The organism is Staphylococcus sp. 231237_7MaSpsaltlick (assembly GCF_043107035.1).
Genome location: NZ_JBICNX010000416.1, coordinates 1 through 420, shown reverse-complemented (window position 1 = coordinate 420; position 420 = coordinate 1). Strand labels below are relative to the sequence as shown.

The following is a 420-nucleotide window of genomic DNA, read 5'->3' as shown; positions in this document are numbered from 1 at the left end:
TTACAAGATAGTGGTATTACAGATGATTTAAGTTACTCGGAAAGTCTTGTGATAGAAGGGCATCCAACACATCCTTTAACAAAAACTAAATTGCCTCTCAGTACTAATGAATTGAAACTTTATGCACCAGAATTTGAAAAAGTTATTCTATTAAATATTATTCTTATTGAAAAAAATCATGTAGTAACAACAGCAATAAATGATGATCAAGATTTTATTCTAAATCAAGTTATTCCTGAATATCGAGATCGTTTAAAATGCTACCTCGAGCCACTTCGATTAAATCTTAACGATTACAGAGTGATGTTGATACATCCTTGGCAGTATGATCATACTATCGGCGAACAATTTGAAGAATGGATAGTCAAGAAAATCTTACTACCTACACCATTTACTGTTGAGTCCAAAGCTACTTTATCA

General features: G+C 31.7%; 1 protein-coding gene. It reads left to right on the top strand.

Annotated elements, in window-relative coordinates; translation table 11 throughout:
* On the top strand, nt 1-420 hold a 420-nt coding region (locus tag ACF91D_RS32145; RefSeq protein ID WP_392438763.1), incomplete at both ends, for an IucA/IucC family protein.